This window comes from Microbacterium sp. (genome assembly GCF_047606385.1).
GTDB lineage: Bacteria > Actinomycetota > Actinomycetes > Actinomycetales > Microbacteriaceae > Microbacterium.
In genome coordinates, this window is the sequence record NZ_JASGEL010000088.1 from 1 (window position 1) to 16,938 (window position 16,938).

Sequence of the window (16,938 nt, forward strand, 5' to 3'; positions counted from 1 at the left end):
CACGCCGCGAGGCCACGGCATCCGGTCGCGCGCCCTCCCGCGGCGCGGAGCCCGCGCCCGAGGCCGCCCCGCAGATGGTCGCCGTCACCATCGCGAGCCTGCCGCGCACGCCGGAGGCGACGCTCGAGCGCGACGCGGTGCAGGGCTTCCTGCAGTACGGCCACCGCATCGACCAGGACGCGTTGCGCGCCGCGCTGAGCCAGACCTTCCGGCATCCGGCGCTGGATGCGGTGCGCGCCGCCATCGCGGCCACCCCCGACCACGCGCGCGCGGGCTGGGCCGTCGCCGCCGTCGAGACGGTGCGTGAGCCGTACCGGACCCTCGCGGCGGAGCTGCTCACCTCCGCCTTCCCGGCCGCGAGCGACGATGCGGCGGTCATCGCGACCGCCGATCTCGCCCAGCGGATCCGGCTGCGCGGCGTCGATCGCGAGAAGCGCGAGCTCCTGGGCGCGCTCCAGCGCGTCGCACCCGACTCCGACGAGGGGCGTGCGGTGCGGGTGCGGATGCGCGAGCTGGACGCGCTGCGTCAGCAGCTCACCGGCGAGGCATAGCGCCCGGCAGGCCGGGCAGGGCAGGATGTGCACATGGCCACGGGTGAGGTTCCGAGCATCGTCTGCGACGACCTGTCGATCGCGGACACCGAGGGGCGGCGCCTGATCGACGGCGTGTCGTTCCGGCTGGAGCGGCGCGCTGCGCTCGTGATCGCCGGGGCGACCGGGTCGGGCAAGACGACGCTCGCGGGCGTCCTCGCCGGCCGGGCCGGCACCGGCATCCACGTCGACGGCGGTCAGGCCACGGTGGAAGGCGTGTCGGTGCGCCGGGGCGGACGGCGAGCGCGCAGCCTCGGCGTCTACGCGGGCCACATCGGTCAGACCGACGGCGCGGATCTGCCGCCGCGGCTGAGCGCCAGCGAGATCATCGCCGAGCCGTTCACCGGGCGCGTCCGCCGCCCGAACGGACGCGCGGTCGCGTTGAAGGTCGCCGGTCTCCTCGACGAGCTCGGGCTGCCTCTGGGCCTGGCGAGCCGGCTCCCGTACGAGTTGAGCGCCGGCATGCGCCAGCGCGTCGCGATCGCGCGCGCGCTGATGCTCGATCCCCGCTTGATCGTCGGGGACGAGCCGTTCGCGAACCTCGACGTGGAGTCGCGCCGGCTCGTCCGCGAGGCGCTCGCTCGCCGCCGCGCGACCGGCACCTCGCTGCTGCTGGTCACCAACGACCCGGAGGCACCGGCGACGTTCGGCGCCGACCTGCTCGTACTCAAGGCGGGACACCCGGTCGCCTACGGGCGCGGCGACGACGTGCTCCGCACCCCGGACGCCGTTCCGGCCCCCTGACCCGGGACTCCCGCAGGGCGCGGGGCGATCCACCTGGCACGAGAGCCCGGTGCGTGGGTGCGGACCGCTCGGCTGCGCAGGAGAAATCGGCTGAGCAGGACGAAGGATGACGGATTCCTCCTGCGCAGCGGACTTCTCCTGCGCAGCGGATGCGGCACCATGCGCACCGCGAAGGACCCGACGCGACCGGCGCCCCCTCCGCATCCACTCCCGCGAACCGGGCCAGCAGGATGCACGAGCCCCGCTCGGGCTTTGCTAAGATAGACGGGTTGTCCTCGCGAGGGCAGCTGATCCTCCTTAGCTCAATTGGCAGAGCAGCCGGCTGTTAACCGGCAGGTTGATGGTTCGAGTCCATCAGGGGGAGCTTCCACCCCGGTCGGCATCGTCGACCGGGGTTTTGCGTCCGGGCGCGATAGCCTCGTCGCACGACGCGAGAGAGACGAGGGCGCCATGTTCGTGGTCACCACAAACGACGTTCCGGGGTACCGGGTCACCCAGGTCTTCGGCGAGGTCATGGGATTGACCGTTCGCTCGGCGAACTTCGGTCAGAACTTCACCGCCGGTTTCCGCGCACTCGGCGGCGGCGAGATGCCCGAGTACACGAAGGTCATCTACGAGTCCCGCTGGGAGGTCATGCAGCGGATGTGGGCCGAGGCCCAGCAGCGGGGCGCGAACGCCGTCATCGCCATGCGCTTCGACTCCGGATCGATCGGCAACTTCACCGAGTTCTGCGCCTACGGCACCGCCGTCGTGGTCGAGCCGATCGCGCCGCCGCCCGCCCCGCCGGCGTAGCCGGGCTCACCCCTCGAGATCGTCGACCCCGGGCAGCCACGACTGACCGGGGCGGCCCCAGCCCCGCTTCTTCGCGATCTTCCGCGCGGTCTTCCCATCGCTGTCGTTCAGGCGGTCGACGTAGAGGATGCCGTCGAGGTGGTCGAACTCGTGCTGCATGATGCGTGCACGCCAGCCGTCGACCTCGATGCGCACCGGCTCGCCCTCGAGGTCGACGGCGGTCACGATCACGCGGTCGGCCCGGCGCAGCGGGAACCGCTCGCCGGGGAACGACAGGCATCCCTCGGACTCCTCGTCGGGATCGGGCTCGCCCGGCACCGGGGGGCTCATCCACAGCTCCGGGTTGATCAGCACGCCGCGCCACGGCACCCCGTCGTCGTCATGGTACGTGTACGTGTAGACCCGTAACGGCACACCCACCTGAGGTGCGGCCAGCCCCACGCCGGGCGCGGCATCCATCGTCTCGAACATGTCCGCCACCAGGGTGCGGATCTCCTCGGTGATCTCGTCGACCTCGGCGGCGGGGGCGTGCAGGACGGGATCGCCCATGATGCGAATCGGGAGTACGGCCACGTCTCGAGCCTATCGACCGGGTCCGCGGATAGGGTCGAGGGGTGACCTGGTGGTGGATGCAGTCGCCTCTCGACGGCGTGAGCGAGCTGGTCGGGGTGTTCCAGAACCCCGGGCTGCTGCTCGGCATCCCGCTCGCGCTCGCGGGCGCCGTGTTCATGTCGTTCGGCGCGCAGTACCAGCATCGCGGCGTGACCAAGGTGGAGCGGCTGAGCGGCCAGGGAGGCGCGCAGGGGCTCACCTTCGCACAGGTCAAGAGGCTGCTCACCCGTCCGAGCTGGGTCGTCGGGACGCTCATGCTGGCCCTCGCGATCGCCTGCCAGCTCGGCGCGCTGAGCGTCGCGCCGCTCATCGTCGTGCAGCCGCTCGGCGCGGTCTCGCTCGTGATCACGACGCTCCTGAACGCGCGCGTGAGCGGCCACACGCCCACCACGCGCTCGCTGCGCGCGATCATCGCCTGCGTCGGCGGGATCTTCCTGTTCGTGCTGGTCGCCGCGCTGTTCGCCGCGGAGAAGGCGATCTCGGCCGCCCAGACGATCACCGTGCTGATCGTGCTCCTCGGCGTCGCGGCGATCCTGGTGACGCTCTGGCTGATCGTGCGACGACGGCAGGTGCGCGCGCTGTTCTACGTGCTGGCGGCCGGTGTGCTCTACGGGTTCGTCGCGACGCTGGCCAAGACCGTCATCAACCGCATCCAGACCGGCCAGTTCGAATGGCTCACCCTCGTGTGCGTCGTGGCCCTCGTCGGCACGACCGTGCTCGGCGCGTACTTCGTGCAGACCGCCTACTCCTCCGGTCCGCCCGACCTCGCGATCGCGGGTCTCACCGTGGTCGACCCGATGGTCGCCGTGCTGATCGGACTGCTCGTGCTCGGCGAGGGCGTCGCCGTGCCGCTGTGGGGGTTCATCGTGTTCGTGGTCGCCGGCGGCGTCGCCGTGTGGGGAGTGATCTCGCTCGCGCTGAACCATCCGCAGGTGATCAGCGAGAGCCAGGAGCTCGGCATCACGCGCGGCTCCGATCCCTCGGCGGGTGCATAGCCCGCGCTAGGCTGGACCCGCAGGGGGCGGTGGCCAAGCTGGTGAAGGCAGCGGGCTCATAACCCGACGATCGCGGGTTCAAGTCCCGCCCGCCCTACGCGTGCCAGGTCCGCCGCACAGAGTTACACACTTGTGATTTCGGTGGCGGCCGGGTGATAATGGCCACGCACAATCGAACATCCGAGCCGCATTCCGTCTCAGGTCGTAGGGGAAGACGTACCTGACGAGGGGAAGAGAGATGGCCGGACACATGGCGCGCGGCGTGGTGCTGATCCACTCCGCGCCGAAAGCGCTGTGCCCCCACCTGGAGTGGGCGATCGGACGCGCCCTCGGGCGTGCCGTGAACTTCGAGTGGAGCGACCAGCCGGTGCTGCCGGGCGCCCGTCGGGCGGAGTTCTACTGGGAGGCGCCGGCCGGCACCGGTGCGGCGCTGGCCAGCTCGGTGCACGGATGGGAGCACCTCCGGTTCGAGGTGACGGAGGATCCGACCCCGCGCAGCGACGGTGGTCGCTGGCTGCACACGCCCGACCTCGGCATCCACTACGCCCAGACGGACACGGCCGGCAACATCGTCATCGGCGAGGACCGGGTCCGGTACGCGATGCAGATCGCCGCCGGGGATGCCGCCGAGTTGCAGCGTGAGCTCGAGGTCGCGCTCGGCGCGGCCTGGGACGAGGAGCTCGAGCCCTTCCGCCACGCCGGCGACGAAGCTCCGGTGGTGTGGCTGCACAAGGTCGGGTGAGATCTCGGGCGGAGAGCGGTGCGAGTACCGGAGGCCGGATGTCCATCCCGGCGGCTGGGGAAGCCTCGCTCCCGCCCGATACGAAGGAAGGCCCCCCGAGGAACGGATCCTCGGGGGGCCGTCGTCTGCGCGGCAGACGTTCTCAGGCGCTTCGGAACGCGACGACGGCGTTGTGGCCGCCGAATCCGAACGAGTTGCTGATCGCGAGCTGGTCCCCGGCGCTGAGCGGCACCGGGGTCCCGGAGATGCGGAACGGCACCTCGGGATCCTGCTCGGTCAGGTTGATCGTGGGCGGTGCCGTCCGTTCGGTGACCGCGAGGATGGTGAACACGGCCTCGAGCGCCCCGGTACCGCCGAGGAGATGACCGGTCGAGGCCTTCGTCGCCGAGACCGGGATCTCGTCGACGCGGTGGCCGAACACGGCCTTCAGCGCCTGGTACTCGTTGGGGTCGCCGACCGGCGTGGAGGTCGCGTGGGCGTTGATGTGGGTGACCTCGTCGGGGGAGGCGTCCGCCATGGCGAGGGCGAGTCCCACGGCCCGGGCGGCGCCGTGGCCCTCCGGGTCGTTCGCCGTGATGTGGTACGAGTCGGCCGTCACGCCGCCGCCGACCACGTACGCGTAGATCTTCGCGCCGCGGGCCCGTGCGTGCTCCTCGGTCTCGAGGATCAGCGCCGCCGCGCCCTCGCCCATGACGAACCCGTCCCGGTCGATGCTGCAGGGGCGGGACGCGGTCGCAGGCTCGTCGTTGCGCTTGGACAGCGCCTGCATGGACGCGAACGCCGCCAGCGTGATCGGGTGGATCGCGGACTCCGTGCCACCGGCGATGACGACGTCGGCGTAGCCGGCACGGATGTGCTCCACGGCGTTGACGATCGACTCGGTGCTCGATGCGCAGGCGCTGGCCACGGTCCGCGCGTATGCGCGGGCGCCGAAGTGCAGCGAGAGATTGCCGGCTGCGGCGTTGGGCATCAGCATGGGCACCGTCATCGGCATCACCCGACGAGGTCCCTTCTCGCGCAGAGTGTCCCACGCGTCCAGCAGCGTCCAGACGCCCCCGATGCCGGTGGCGAAGTCGACGCCCAGCCGTTCCGGCTCGACATCCGGGCTGCCGGCATCCGCCCACGCCTCCATCGCGGCGACCAGCGCGAACTGGGACGCCGGGTCGAGGCGCTTGGCGACGGGACGTTCGAGCACGGTGTCGGGGCGCACCGCCGCCTGCGCGGCGAAGGTGACCGGCAGCTGGTACTCCTCGACCCAGTCGTGCTCGAGGGTGCTCGTGCCGGATGCGCCGTCCAGCAGGGCGGACCAGCTCTCGGGTGCGGTCCCGCCGATCGGCGACGATGCGCCGATGCCGGTGACGACGATGCGTGACGTGCTCATATGTGTGGATTTCCTCCGCGGAGCCGGTGGGGGCGATGCCCCCACCGCTCGGGCTCAGGCCTGGTTGGACGTGATGTAGGTGACGGCGTCCCCGACGGTCTTGAGGTTCTTGACCTCGTCGTCCGGGATGGTGACGCCGAACTTCTCCTCGGCGTTGACGACGATCGTCATCATCGAGATCGAGTCGATGTCCAGGTCGTCGGTGAAGGACTTCTCGAGCGCGACCTCGTCGGCCGAGATGCCGGTCTCGTCGGTGATCAGCTCGGTCAGGCCGGCGAGCACCTCGTCAGTCGAAAAAGCCATGGGATTCTCCTTTTGTGTGATGGCGATGGGGGGCGGTCGGGTCTGGACCGCGAATCAGTCTAGGGCGGGGCCTCGCGGCGTCAGGGAAGCACCACGACCTGCGCGCCGAACACCAGGCCGGCACCGAACCCGATCTGCAGGGCGAGGCCGCCGTGCAGCTCCGGATGCTCCTCGAGCAGCCGATGCGTGGCCAGCGGGATGGATGCCGCCGACGTGTTGCCCGTGGTCTCGATGTCGCGCGCGATGACGACCGTCTCCGGCAGCTTCAGCTGCTTGGCGAACTCGTCGATGATGCGCATGTTCGCCTGGTGCGGGACGAAAGCGGCCAGATCGGACGGCTCGACGCCGGCCTCCTCGATCGCCTGGCGCGCGACCTTGACCATCTCCCAGACGGCCCAGCGGAACACGGTGGGGCCCTCCTGTCGCAGGGTGGGCCATTCGGCGGTGCCGTCGCGGAACTCGGTGAGCGTCGCGTTCATGCCCACCGCGTCGGCCTTCGAGCCGTCCGAGCCCCACACGGTCGGCCCGATCGCCGGCGTCTCGCTCGGGCCGATGACCACGGCGCCCGCGCCGTCGCCCAGCAGGAACGAGATGCTGCGGTCGGTGGGGTCGACCACGTCGGAGAGCTTCTCCGCGCCCACGACGACCGCGTAGTGCGCGGCTCCGGCTCGGATGAGCGCGTCGGCCTGCGCCACGCCGTAGGCGAAGCCGGCGCAGGCGGCGTTCGCGTCGTAGGCGGCGGCCGGGTTAGCGCCGATGCGATCCGCGACGACGGCCGACATCGACGGCGTCTGCCGCGAGTTGCTGATGGTCGCGGCGATGACGAGGTCGATCCGGTCCGCCGGGACGCCGGAGCGCGCCACGGCCTCGGCGGCCGCGATCGTCGCGAGATCCGTCGCGCTGGTGGTGGGCACCGCGCGGGTGCGGGTGACGATGCCGGTGCGCTGACGGATCCACTCGTCGCTCGAGTCGATCGGGCCGACCAGGTCGTCGTTGGGAACCGCGTTCTCGCCCCGGGCGGCGCCGTACGAATAGATGCGGGTGAACGCCGGGCCGGAGGCCTGCTTCAGGGGCGGGGTGCTCACGCGGCCTCCTCGGTCAGCAGCGCGACGGCGGCATCCAGGTCGTCGGGGGTCTTCACCGCGACGGCCGGCACCCCCCGCAGGCCGCGCTTGGCGAGCCCGGTGAGCGTTCCGGCGGGCGAGAGCTCCACCAGTCCGGTGACGCCGGCGTCGGCGAACGAGGCCATGCACAGGTCCCAGCGCACCGGCGAGGCGACCTGTCCGACCAGCAGGTCGAGCGCGCGGGCGCCGGAGCCGACCGCGGTGCCGTCGGCGTTGGTCCACAGGGTCAGGACCGGGTCCGCGGGGGCGAGCTCGGAGGCCGCGGCCGCCAGCGTCTCGACGGCCGGCGCCATGTAGCGGGTGTGGAAGGCGCCGGCCACCCGCAGCGGGATGACCCGTGCGCCGCGGGGAGCGTCGGCGGCGAGGGACGCGAGCGCGTCGAGGGCCCCGGCGGCGACGATCTGGCCGCCGCCGTTGTAGTTCGCGGGGGTGAGGTCGAGTCCGGCGAGGCGCGCGAGCACGTCGTCCTCGACGCCGCCGACGACGGCGGCCATGCCGGTGGGCGCGGCGTCCGCGGCATCCGCCATCGCCCGGCCGCGGATGCCGACCAGGCGCAGTCCCTCGTCGTCGCTCAGGACGCCGGCGGCCACGAGCGCGGCGATCTCGCCGACCGAGTGCCCGGCGACGCCCGCGAACACCGCGTCCGTGCGTTCGGCCAGCTCTCGCCAGGACAGCAGGCTGGCCGCGACGATCAGCGGCTGGGCGATCTTCGTGTCGCGGATGGCGTCGGCATCCCATTCGGTGCCCGCGGCCAGCAGATCGACGCCGGCCGCGTCCGAGTAGCCGCCGACGAGCTCGCGCGCGCCCGGGAGATCGAGCCAAGGGGAGAGGAACCCGGGGGTCTGGGAACCCTGCCCCGGGAAGACGCCGATGATCACCGTTCCATCCTGCCAACCTTCGGGTCACGTCTCTGGCGAACACGGCACAGAATCGCCGACGAGCTTTGTCCGATCGGGACAAATCTCATCGGGTTCGGCGTGTCGCTGGACTCCGGCGGCGGGTCATGTCGGTGCCGATGGCTCCGAGGATGAGCGCGGTCTGGAGGATCAGCGCCTCCCGCGGACCGGTCGCGTCCCATCCGATGACGTCCGAGACGCGCTTGAGGCGGTAACGCACCGTGTTCGGATGCACGAACAGCTCGCGGGCGGTGGCCTCGAGCGACCGGCCGTTGTCGAGATAGCTCCACAGCGTCGTGACGAGGTCGGTGCTGTGGGCGCTCAGCGGACGGTAGATCCGCTCGACGAGGGTGTTCTTGGCGGCGGCGTCGCCGGCGAGCGCGCGCTCGGGCAGCAGGTCGTCCGCCTCGACCGGACGCGGGGCGTTGCGCCACGCGCGGGCGACGGCGAATCCGGCGAGCGCGGCGCGAGCGCTCTGGCTCGCGTCGACGAGGGCCGGGACGGCGGGTCCGAGCACGAGGTGACCGGCGCCGAAGCCCGGCTCCAGCCGGCGCGCGATCTCGGGGAACGGCAGCTCGGCCGCGTCGTCCCCGCTGCGGCCGGCCGGCTCGGTCCGTCCGATCACGAGCACGAGTCGCGAGCCCTGCACGCCCACCAGCACGTCGACGCCGAGCTTGCGCGCCGTCCGGCGCACCTGGTCGACGTCGAACTGGGGCGGAGTCGTGCCCACGAGCACCGAGACCTCGCCGTGCCCGTGCCAGCCCAGCGCCGCGATGCGGCTCGGGAGCTCCTCGTCCGCCTCGCCGGTGAGGATCGAGTCGACCACGAGCGCCTCGAGGCGGGCGTCCCAGAGGCCACGCGCCTCGGCGGCGCGCGCGTACACGTCGGCGGCGGTGAAGGCGACCTCGCGCGAGTAGAGCAGGATCGCCTCGCGCAGGTCCTCGCCGTGGCCGGCGACCCGCTCCTCGGTGACCTCGACCGTGACCCGGATCAGCTGCAGCGTCTGCTGCAGGCTGACGCTGCGCAGCAGTTCCCGGGGGGCCGCGGCGAACATGTCCGCCGCGATCCACGGCGTCGAGGTCGGGTCGTCGTACCACTGGATGAACGAGGTGATGCCCGCCTGTGCGACGAGCCCCACGGTCGAGCGCCGCGCCGGCGGCATGTCCGCGTACCACGGCAGGGTGTCCTCCAGCCGTTTGATGGTCGCGGTGGCCAGGTCGCCGGAGATCCGCCGCAGCCAGGCGAGGGTCTCCGCCTTCTCGGCAGGCGTCACGACGTTGGGCACGCGGTCAGCTCTCGCCACCCGCGTTGCCGGTCGTGCCCGCCGTCACATCGTGCAGGCGATACTTCTCGATGGCCTGCCCGACGAGGGAACGATCCACGGCGCCGTCCGCGGCGAGCGCCTGCAGGGCGCGCACGACGATGGACGGACCGTCGATCTTGAAGAAGCGGCGTGCGGCGGCGCGGGTGTCGGAGAAGCCGAACCCGTCCGCGCCGAGGGTCTCGAAGCGATTCGGCACCCACGGGCGGATCTGGTCCTGCACGGCGTGCATGAAGTCGCTGACCGCGACGACCGGGCCGGCGGCATCCTTCAGCTTGTCGGTGACGTACGCCGTGCGCGGCTCCTCGTCCGGGTGCAGGAAGTTGTGCTCGTCCGCGGCGAGGCCGTCGCGGCGCAGCTGGGACCACGAGGTGACCGACCAGACGTCCGCGGCCACGCCCCAGTCGTCACGCAGCAGCTGCTGCGCCTCGAGCGCCCACGGCACGCCGACGCCGGAGGCGAGCAGCTGGGCCCGCGGACCGTCCCCGGCGCCCTCGGCGATGCGGTGGAGACCGCGGACGATGCCGTCGACGTCCACCCCCTCGGGCTCGGCCGGCTGCACGATCGGCTCGTTGTAGACGGTGAGGTAGTACATGACGTTCGGGTCGGGATGCTGCCCGCCGTACATGCGCTCGATGCCGGCGCGCACGATGTGCGCGATCTCGTAGCCGTAGGCCGGGTCGTAGGAGACCGTCGCGGGATTCGTCGAGGCGAGCAGCAGCGAGTGCCCGTCCGCGTGCTGCAGGCCCTCGCCGGTCAGCGTCGTGCGGCCCGCGGTGGCGCCGATGACGAAACCGCGCGCCATCTGGTCGCCGGCCGCCCAGTTCGCGTCGCCGGTGCGCTGGAACCCGAACATCGAATAGAAGATGTACACCGGGATCAGCGGCTCGCCGTGCGTCGCGTACGACGTGCCGAGCGAGGTGAACGCGGCCATGGCGCCGGCCTCGTTGATGCCGACGTGCACGAGCTGGCCCTGCGGGCTCTCCTTGTACGCCAGCAGCAGCTCACGGTCGACCGAGGTGTAGTTCTGGCCGTTCGGGTTGTAGATCTTCGCGGTGGGGAAGTACGCGTCCATGCCGAAGGTGCGGGCCTCGTCCGGGATGACCGGGACGATGCGGTGGCCGAAGTCCTTCGCCCGCAGCAGGTCCTTCAGCAGTCGCACGAACGCCATCGTGGTGGCGACCTCCTGCGTGCCCGAGCCCTTCTTGGGCAGCGCGTAGGCGGCATCCCCCGGCAGCTCCAGACCCACGTGATGGGTGCGGCGCTCCGGCAGGAAGCCGCCGAGGGCGCGCCGGCGCTCCAGCAGGTACTGGATCGTCTCGTCCTGCGGTCCGGGGTTGTAGTACGGCGGGAGGTAGGGGTTCTCCTCGAGCTGGGCGTCCGAGACGGGGATGTGCATCGCGTCACGGAAGTGCTTGAGGTCGTCGAGGGTCATCTTCTTCATCTGGTGGGTCGCGTTGCGTCCCTCGAAGTGCGGACCCAGGCCGTAGCCCTTGATGGTGTGGGCGAGGATGACGGTCGGCTGCCCCTTGTGCTCGACCGCCGCCTTGAAGGCCGCGTAGACCTTGCGGTAGTCGTGCCCGCCGCGCTTGAGGTTCCAGACCTGCTCGTCGCTATAGCCCTCGATGAGGGCGGCGGCCCGCTCGTCACGGCCGAAGAAGTGCTCGCGCACGTAGGCGCCGTTCTCCGCCTTGTAGGTCTGGAAGTCGCCGTCGGGGGTGATGTTCATGAGGTTCAGCAGGGCGCCGCCGGTGTCGCGCGCGAGCAGGTCGTCCCATTCGCGCCCCCAGATCACCTTGATGACGTTCCAGCCGGCGCCGCGGAAGAAGCTCTCCAGCTCCTGGATGATCTTGCCGTTGCCGCGCACCGGGCCGTCGAGGCGCTGCAGGTTGCAGTTGACGACGTAGGTGAGGTTGTCGAGGCCCTCGTTCGCCGCGACCTGCAGCTGGCCGCGGCTCTCGACCTCGTCCATCTCGCCGTCGCCGAGGAACGCCCACACGTGCGCGTCGGAGAGATCCTTGATGCCGCGGTTGGTGAGGTACTTGTTCGTCATCGCCTGGTAGATGGCGTTGATCGGGCCGAGACCCATCGAGACCGTCGGGAACTGCCAGTAGTCCGGCATGAGACGCGGGTGCGGGTACGAGGGCAGTCCGTTCGGCGCGGCCGACTTCTCCTGGCGGAAGCCGTCGAGCTGCGCCTCGGTGAGCCGGCCCTCGAGGAACGAGCGGGCGTACATGCCGGGGGAGGCGTGGCCCTGGAAGAAGACCTGGTCGCCGCCGGAGGGATGGTCGAGACCGCGGAAGAAGTGGTTGAAGCCGACCTCGTAGAGCGCGGCCGAGGACGCATACGTGGAGATGTGGCCGCCGACGCCGATGCCGGGGCGCTGCGCGCGGTGCACCGTGATCGCGGCGTTCCACCGGATCCAGGCGCGGTAGCGACGCTCGATGTCCTCGTCGCCCGGGAACTCGGGCTCGTTCTCCGGCGCGATCGTGTTGATGTAGTCCGTCGTGGGCACCTGCGGCACGCCCAGGTGCAGTTCGTGCGAGGTCTTCAGGAGGCTGAGCATGATCTCGCGGCCACGACCGTGACCCTTGGCATCCACGAGCTGCTGGAGGGACTCCTGCCATTCAGCGGTCTCTTCGGGATCGCTGTCCTGCGGTCCCTGCGAATACGGATCCTGATCGTGAACGGTCACGTGTGCCCTTTCGTCATCTGACGGGTCTCGCCAGCAAACAGCCATCGGATCGGTGCAGGCATTGTTTGCCACGCACAATGCACCATCGATCAGCCTAGACCCGCGGGACATGCCAGGATGGCGCTCATGACCATCGAGATCGGCGACACCGCACCCGACTTCACCCTGCCCCGCGCCGGCGGCGGCACGCTCACTCTCAGCGAGGTCTGGCGGGGCGGACCGGTCGTGCTGGTGTTCTTCCCGCTGGCCTTCTCGGGCCGCTGCCAGGGCGAGCTGTGCGAGATCCGCGACAACCTGTCGGTGTTCGAGGACAGAGCCGTGACCGTCGTCGGCATCTCGGTCGACAGTCACTTCTCGCAGGCGGCGTGGAAGGAGCAGCAGGGCTACACGTTCGACCTGGTCAGCGACTTCTGGCCGCACGGCGAGGTCGCCGCCGCCTACGACGTGTTCCTCGACGAGCGCGGCATCGCCACCCGCGCCAGCTTCCTCATCGACGCCGACGGCGTCGTGCGCTGGAGCCTGATCACCGACCCCGCCACCCCGCGTCCGCTGACCGCCTACCGGGAGGCGCTCGCGGAGCTCTGAGCCGACTCTCCGCCGTCGTCCGCACGGTGCGCGTCCGACCCTAGGCTGGGCGCATGTCGTATGCGGAGGCGCCGGTGCTCGCGAACGAGTTCGTCGAGCTCCAGCCGCTGCATGCCGGCCATCACGACGATCTGGCCGCCGCCGTCAGCGACGGCGAGATCTGGCGGGCGTGGTACACGCGCGTCCCGTCGCCCGAGACCATGGCGGCGGAGATCTCGCGGCGTACGGCCCGTGCGGCAGCGGGGGAGATCGCGGCATGGGCCGTGGTCGACCCGTCTGCCGGTCGGGCCGTGGGCATGACGACCTACCTGCACCTGGATCCCGCGAACCGGCGGCTGGAGATCGGCTCCACGTGGCTGGCGCGCAGCGCACAGGGGACCGGCATCAACCCCGCGGCCAAGCTCCTGCTGCTGTCGCGGGCGTTCGAGGACCTCGGCTGCATCGCGGTGGAGTTCCGCACGCACTGGCACAACCGGCAATCGCGCGCCGCGATCGCGAAGCTCGGCGCGAAGCAGGACGGAGTGCTGCGCAACCACACCGTCTTCGAGAACGGCACGGTGCGCGACACCGTCGTGTTCTCGATCATCGACGGCGAATGGCCGACCGTGCGGCTCGATCTGACCGAGCGGCTCGCCGCGCTCGTCCGTGCGCGCGAGTCGGCGCCGGGCGGCTCCGCGTGATGGTGGGCCCTGCCGGGCTCGAACCGACGACATCCACGGTGTAAACGTGGCGCTCTACCAACTGAGCTAAAGGCCCCCGCGGAGAGTCTACGGGGCGGGCTCGCGTCGCGAGCGTCGGAGGAACGCGCGGATGTCGCAGGATATCGGCGGAATCCTGCGACATCCGTCGCATTCTGCGACCGTCGGGTGCCGAGCCCGGCTCAGGCGGAGCGGCGCGCGAGGCGGCGTCCGGTCAGCACCAGGCCGGCGCCGAGCAGCGCCAGGATGCCGGCGCCCACGCCCCAGGGGCGCCAGTCCGCACCGCCGGTGCTGGCGAGGGAGCCGCTCGAGGTGGTGGTGACGGCAGCGGCGGTGTCGGTCGCGGCGGCCGTCACCTCCAGCGCCAGCGAGGTCAGCGTGGCGCTCGGATTCGAGCTCAGCGCGATCGTGATGGTGTGCGACCCGATCGTGGTGCTCATCGGGACGAGGCCGGTCAGCGTGAGCGTCCCGTCGGACGCCGCCACCGCCGTGCCGAGGATCACCGGGTCGGAGTGCAGTGTGAGGGTGTACTCCTCGCCGGCGGTGAGGCCGCTCGCCGTGACCGTGATCTGGTCACCCGGGTGGACGGTGGCGGTGGTCGTCGTCAGCGCGGCGTTGTAGTCGGCGCCGAGATCGACCGGCAGCGTCCCCGCCCACAGCGAGTGGCCGTAGCGGTTGCCGTCGTCCGTCCACAGCACCTGGCGCTGACCGTCCACGGCCGTCGAGGCGGGCGCCACGGCGAAGCCTTCGAGGTTGTAGTTCGGCAGGCCCGCCGGCTTGTCGTAGTACGTCTCCACCGCGAAATGACCGTCGTCGCCGATGGCGAGCACCGCGGTCGTGTTGTCGCAGGTGTTGTCGCAGTGCGCCCAGATCGCGCCGAGGTCGGCGTCGTACGCGGCGTCCATGACGCCCGCCAGGCCGCTGTCGACGTCCGCGAGCCGCTCGTAGCCGCCGTCGGCGTCGAGCACGTAGGCGTGGAGGTGGCCGTTCTTCTCGATGGCGCCGAAGAAGACGCCGTCCGTGACCTTGTCCGGATAGTCGGCCGGGTCGTAGAGCTCGCCGTCATCGGTGCGGAAGCCCTGCGCGACGAGCTCGCTGTCGGGCACGTACGCGACGCCCTCGAAGCCGAGGTTCGCGTCCGCGGAGTCGTCGGCCGTGAAGCCGAGGTCGCTGGTCAGCACCCACTGGTTCGTCGCCGAGATCGTGGTGTCGGACGTGTTCGGGTCGAACTGGAGGATCGAGTCCAGGGGGATGCTTGAGTCGGCGTTGTCGCGCTCGGTGGTGATGTAGAGCATCCCGTCCGAGCCCACGGTGAGGCCCTCGGAATCGGGCAGGCCGGAACCGTCGGGGAAACGGATGTCCTTGCCGTCGCTCCAGCCGTCCGTGGTGTCCTTCACCCAGTCGCCGTTCTCGTCCTTGACCAGACGCCACACGTGGCTCTTGTTCTTCACCGCGTAGAGCACGTTCGAGTCGTTCGGGTCGAAGGCGAGGCCGCTGAGATCCTGCCCCGAGAGGGTGGTCACCCACTCGCACTCGGTGTCGATCGTGGACACCTCGGCGCTGCCGGGCCATGCCACCGTGCCGTCCGGGACGGTGCCGGTGGCGTCGCCGGCATCCTCGGTGTCGCACGCGGCCTCCGGCTCCGTCGTGGTGCCATCGCCCAGGGGAGTCACGCCGGTGGCGCACGCGGCCTCGTTGGACGCGCCGAAGCTCGCCGTGGTCACCTCGAGGAAGGTGTCGGAGCCGTCGGGGCAGGCGGCCAGCGCCTGGTACGTGCCGTCGGTGTTGACCGTCTCGTCGACGCCGGCCTGGCCGGCCTCGTAGTCGACCTGGTCGACGAGCGTGCCGTCCGCCGTGTAGATCTTCACCGAGTCCCCGCCGCTGGACAGACCCGCGCCGGACTGGAAGACACCGTAGCCGTGCGCCGGGATCGTGGTCGCGAGCACACCGTCCACGTAGAGACGGTCGGAGAAGACCGTCGCCGAGTCGGCCGAGCCGCTGTCGATCTGCTTCCAGCCCTCGAGGCTCACCGCCTCGTCGCCGGTGTTGTAGAGCTCGATGCCGTCCTTGAGGCTCGGCAGCGGCGCGTAGCCCAGGTCGCTGTTGTCCGAGCTGATCTCGTTGATGACGATGTCCGCATAGTTCGGGTCGGTCGAGGTCGTCGAGCCGTCGTCGTCCCCGTCGGTCCCGGCCTGCACGAACGCGGCGGTGTGGATGCCGAACGTCGAGGCGCCGGGGGAGCCGACGGCGCCGGTGGCGCTGGTCCAGCTGTCCTCCTGATCGCCGACCGCGGACACGGTCCAGCCGGTGGTGCCGGACATCGCGCCGAGATGTGCGGCGTCGACCCAGGCGGACAGGCCCTTGCCGGAGAGGAATCCGGACGCATAGGAGACGGAGTCGACGGCGGTGTCCGTGGCGTCGAGGAGATAGATCGTCTTCGGACCCTTGTTGAGGGTGACGGAGCCGTCGTTGACGATCTTCACGGCGTCGCTCAAGCCCCAGTCCGTGCGCAGCTCGTCGGGCGTGACGTCGGTGACCAGCGCCGACTCGCCGGGTGCGAGGGTCCCGAGCCCGGAGAGGGACACCGCGCCGCTGGCGGAGTCGGCCGTGTTGTACGACCAGCCGGTCATGTCCACCGGCGTCCGGCCGACGTTGGTCACCTCGACGTACTCGCCGTCGCCGCCGGTGCTGGAGCCGGAGATGAGACCGCCGTAGGCGAACTCCGTGATCTTCACGTTCGCCGTCGCGCTCGAGAGGGCTGCGAGCGACGAGATGCCGGGGGATCCGATCGAGCCCGCGGCGCTGGTCCAGCTGTCCTCGTCGTCGCCGAGCGTGGAGTGCGTCCAGCCCGTGGTGCCGGACATCGCGCCGACGTGCGCGGCGTCGACCCAGGCCGACTGGCCCTTGCCGTCGAAGAAGCCGGAGACATAGCTCACGGAGTCGACGACGGTGGCATCCGCGTCGAAGAGGAAGAGCGTCTTCGGGCCCTTGTTGAGGGTGACGGAGCCGTCGTTGACGACGGCGACCGCGTCGGTGAGCCCCCAGTCGGCGCGGAACTCGGCCGGGGTGACGTCGGTGACGATCGCCGACTCGCCGGGGGCGAGCGTGCCGAAATCGGACAGGTCGACCCCTCCGGCCGTGCTGCTCGTGTTGTACGACCACCCCGACATGTCCACGGAGGTGTCGCCGAGGTTCGTGATCTCGACGTACTCGCCGTCGCCGCCGGTGCTGGAGTCCGCGATGAGGCCGCCGTAGGCGAACTCCGTGATCCTCACGTCCGCGGTCGACGCGGCCGAGGCGGCCACGGGCAGGGCGACGACGCCGGCGGAGGTGAGCGCCGCGACGGTCGCGACGGCGAGGAACGGACGAGAGGAGATACGCACGCGCTCACGTTGTCGAGCGAATCCGAACGGAATGTGAACAGGATGCGTGCGGCAGGTGAAGAACGGTCTGCGCGCCG

14 protein-coding genes, 3 tRNA genes and 1 pseudogene are annotated in these 16,938 nt (G+C 70.9%); 9 read left to right on the forward strand and 9 right to left on the reverse strand.

Annotation, left to right across the window (positions count from 1 at the left end):
- The 4 genes and pseudogenes from QM626_RS08110 to QM626_RS08125 all read left to right on the forward strand — a co-directional run.
- Positions 1 to 551, forward strand: a pseudogene (locus tag QM626_RS08110) (DNA primase); the annotation flags it as partial.
- 33 nt (positions 552 to 584) lie between these two features.
- Positions 585 to 1,334, forward strand: coding sequence for an ATP-binding cassette domain-containing protein (locus tag QM626_RS08115; protein ID WP_415075833.1), 750 nt, complete (start codon positions 585 to 587; stop codon positions 1,332 to 1,334).
- Positions 1,335 to 1,625: 291 nt separating this feature from the next.
- A tRNA-Asn gene (locus QM626_RS08120) sits at positions 1,626 to 1,698 on the forward strand.
- An 86-nt stretch (positions 1,699 to 1,784) separates the two neighbouring features.
- Positions 1,785 to 2,126 (forward strand): YbjQ family protein, encoded by a 342-nt coding sequence (locus tag QM626_RS08125; RefSeq protein WP_415075835.1) that lies wholly within the window; start codon positions 1,785 to 1,787, stop codon positions 2,124 to 2,126.
- Between the two features lie 6 nt (positions 2,127 to 2,132).
- On the opposite strand, the gene def is transcribed toward QM626_RS08125, so the two are convergent.
- Positions 2,133 to 2,699: a peptide deformylase gene (gene def, locus QM626_RS08130; RefSeq protein ID WP_415075837.1), complete on the reverse strand. Its 567-nt coding sequence runs from the start codon at positions 2,697 to 2,699 to the stop codon at positions 2,133 to 2,135.
- 56 nt (positions 2,700 to 2,755) lie between these two features.
- Here def and QM626_RS08135 point away from each other — a divergent pair, with 56 nt between their 5' ends.
- The 3 genes from QM626_RS08135 (at position 2,756) to QM626_RS08145 (ending at position 4,475) form a co-directional block, all read left to right on the forward strand.
- On the forward strand, positions 2,756 to 3,733 hold the full coding sequence (locus tag QM626_RS08135) for a DMT family transporter (protein WP_415075907.1): 978 nt from the start codon (positions 2,756 to 2,758) through the stop codon (positions 3,731 to 3,733).
- A gap of 23 nt (positions 3,734 to 3,756) precedes the next feature.
- Positions 3,757 to 3,830: transfer RNA gene (locus QM626_RS08140), tRNA-Ile, on the forward strand.
- Between the two features lie 141 nt (positions 3,831 to 3,971).
- Entirely contained in the window at positions 3,972 to 4,475 is a 504-nt protein-coding gene (locus QM626_RS08145) for a DUF3145 domain-containing protein (RefSeq protein ID WP_415075839.1), read from the forward strand.
- A 142-nt stretch (positions 4,476 to 4,617) separates the two neighbouring features.
- On the opposite strand, the gene QM626_RS08150 is transcribed toward QM626_RS08145, so the two are convergent.
- The 6 genes from QM626_RS08150 to aceE form a co-directional block, all read right to left on the reverse strand.
- Entirely contained in the window at positions 4,618 to 5,856 is a 1,239-nt protein-coding gene (locus tag QM626_RS08150) for a beta-ketoacyl-[acyl-carrier-protein] synthase family protein (RefSeq protein WP_415075841.1), read from the reverse strand.
- 54 nt (positions 5,857 to 5,910) lie between these two features.
- Positions 5,911 to 6,159 carry an acyl carrier protein gene (locus QM626_RS08155; protein WP_415075843.1) on the reverse strand — a complete coding sequence of 83 codons (249 nt, stop codon included), beginning with the start codon at positions 6,157 to 6,159 and terminating at the stop codon, positions 5,911 to 5,913.
- A gap of 80 nt (positions 6,160 to 6,239) precedes the next feature.
- Positions 6,240 to 7,244, reverse strand: coding sequence for a beta-ketoacyl-ACP synthase 3 (locus QM626_RS08160; protein ID WP_415075845.1), 1,005 nt, complete (start codon positions 7,242 to 7,244; stop codon positions 6,240 to 6,242).
- Entirely contained in the window at positions 7,241 to 8,161 is a 921-nt protein-coding gene (locus QM626_RS08165) for an ACP S-malonyltransferase (RefSeq protein WP_415075847.1), read from the reverse strand. The genes QM626_RS08160 and QM626_RS08165 overlap by 4 nt, the downstream gene beginning before the upstream one ends.
- 85 nt (positions 8,162 to 8,246) lie before the next feature.
- The gene (locus tag QM626_RS08170) at positions 8,247 to 9,464 is read right to left on the reverse strand and encodes a PucR family transcriptional regulator (RefSeq protein ID WP_415075849.1); all 1,218 of its coding nucleotides are present in this window, start codon (positions 9,462 to 9,464) and stop codon (positions 8,247 to 8,249) included.
- 4 nt (positions 9,465 to 9,468) lie between these two features.
- On the reverse strand, positions 9,469 to 12,195 hold the full coding sequence (aceE, locus tag QM626_RS08175; protein WP_415075851.1) for a pyruvate dehydrogenase (acetyl-transferring), homodimeric type: 2,727 nt from the start codon (positions 12,193 to 12,195) through the stop codon (positions 9,469 to 9,471).
- Positions 12,196 to 12,321: 126 nt separating this feature from the next.
- Between aceE and QM626_RS08180 the strand changes: the two genes are divergently transcribed.
- Positions 12,322 to 12,780, forward strand: a complete 459-nt coding sequence (locus QM626_RS08180) for a peroxiredoxin (protein WP_415075853.1) — start codon at positions 12,322 to 12,324, stop codon at positions 12,778 to 12,780.
- Between the two features lie 53 nt (positions 12,781 to 12,833).
- Positions 12,834 to 13,460, forward strand: coding sequence for a GNAT family N-acetyltransferase (locus QM626_RS08185; RefSeq protein ID WP_415075855.1), 627 nt, complete (start codon positions 12,834 to 12,836; stop codon positions 13,458 to 13,460).
- On the opposite strand, the gene QM626_RS08190 is transcribed toward QM626_RS08185, so the two are convergent.
- Positions 13,461 to 13,536, reverse strand: a tRNA-Val gene (locus tag QM626_RS08190). It lies immediately after the preceding gene.
- A gap of 124 nt (positions 13,537 to 13,660) precedes the next feature.
- On the reverse strand, positions 13,661 to 16,861 hold the full coding sequence (locus QM626_RS08195) for a lamin tail domain-containing protein (RefSeq protein WP_415075857.1): 3,201 nt from the start codon (positions 16,859 to 16,861) through the stop codon (positions 13,661 to 13,663).
- Between the last annotated feature and the right edge of the window lie 77 nt (positions 16,862 to 16,938).